We start from the raw sequence: 1,061 nt of genomic DNA on the forward strand, positions 1-1,061 counted from the left end.
GCGTCACGCCCTGATCACGCCCGGCAGTCAGATCCGCCGGACTTCCCGCCGGCCAATGGCGATCGGCGGGCGCGGGACGAGCATGCCTACCGCCAGCCAGGAGGCCGTAGGCTCGCGGTCATGGCACTGAAGAAGAAGCCGACGGACGCCCCGGGGTCGGCGACCCCGGGAGCGGCGGGGAAGGACCAGTCGACGGGCGCAGCCGACAAGAACGGCGCGGCTGGCAGGCGCGGCACCAATCCTGGCGCCGCGGGGAAGATCCCCGGCACGGCCGGCAAGGGTGGCGCGGCCGGTCGGAACGGCCGCAGCGGCGAGGCGGGACCGGGAAAGGGATTCACCACCCGGGTCACCCAACTCCGGATGATCTACAAGGTCACCCGGCAACGCGATCCGCAGGCGCTCTGGATCACCCTGGCAGGCTTCCTCGCTCCGGTCGCCGTCGGCATCGTGCTCGCAATCTTCGTCGGTCCGCTGTACCTGTGGATTCCGATCGCCCTCCTGCTCGGGGTGGTCGTCGCCCTGAACCTGTTCAGCCGACGGGTGCAGCGGACCGCCTACGCCGAGATGGAAGGCAAACCGGGCGCCGCCGCCGGGGTGATCGAACGGATGCGGGGCGACTGGCGCCTCACCCCCGCCGTCGGCGTCAACCGGCATCAGGATGTGGTGCACCGTGTCGTCTGCCGCGCCGGGGTCGTGATCATCGCGGAGGGTCGCGGGCGTGGCCCGCGGGAACTGCTCGCCGCCGAGAAGCGCCGGATCCGCAAGGCCGTCGGCGACACGCCGGTGACCGACATCATCGTCGGCACCAGTGAGGGGGAGACTCCCCTGCCCAAGCTGCAGAGCACCCTGATGCGACTGCGGCGCACCCTGCGCCGCGGCGAGGTCGATGCCCTTGACCGTCGCCTGCGGGCGATGGGCGGCGCAGCGCTGCCGATCCCGAAGGGACCGATCCCCCGCAACATCCCGCGCGGCGGCCGCATCCGTTAGGGCCTGTTTGGGAAGTAGGTCCCGAGGCTGGCCGTGGATCTGATGGTGATTTTCGGATTGCATGATCCGTTGTG

Annotated in this window: 1 protein-coding gene; it reads left to right on the plus strand. The window is 70.8% G+C overall.

Translation table 11 applies throughout. The features are described 5' to 3' along the window. Positions 1 to 120 precede the first annotated feature (120 nt). Positions 121 to 987: a DUF4191 domain-containing protein gene (locus tag ACY45C_RS04220; protein ID WP_462186336.1), complete on the plus strand. Its 867-nt coding sequence runs from the start codon at positions 121 to 123 to the stop codon at positions 985 to 987. Positions 988 to 1,061 lie beyond the last annotated feature (74 nt).

The organism is Frankia sp. CcWB2 (assembly GCF_977927585.1).